1 protein-coding gene is annotated in these 269 nt (G+C 42.4%); it reads left to right on the forward strand.

Translation table 11 applies throughout. The annotated features are described in order from the left end of the window. The coding region (locus tag GJQ66_RS14910) for a hypothetical protein (RefSeq protein WP_155049654.1) at nt 1–269 on the forward strand (269 nt) is incomplete at both ends.

A 269-nucleotide genomic window follows, 5' to 3' on the forward strand; every position in this document is an offset into this window, starting at 1 on the left:
TCAATTTCAAACCGAGTGGCAGTTTGTATTTACCAAAGAAGGTGGATACAAAGATAGGTCAGGGCCCCTCGTTCAACCTTGTGGAGTTTTTGACATATGATGACCGCGGAAATCTGTTAACTTTTAAAGAAAAGGGAGGTGCTACTACCAAACTAGAATATTATGGATTAACTGATGTAGGTAAGACCGATTTGCTGAAAGCGAAGACAGAGGCTGACGGGACAACGGTTACTGCAACGACTACCTACAACTATAAATCGCTCGTTGGT

The sequence above is a fragment of the Microbacterium sp. ZXX196 genome (genome assembly GCF_009709595.1).
Taxonomy (GTDB): domain Bacteria; phylum Actinomycetota; class Actinomycetes; order Actinomycetales; family Microbacteriaceae; genus Microbacterium; species Microbacterium excoecariae.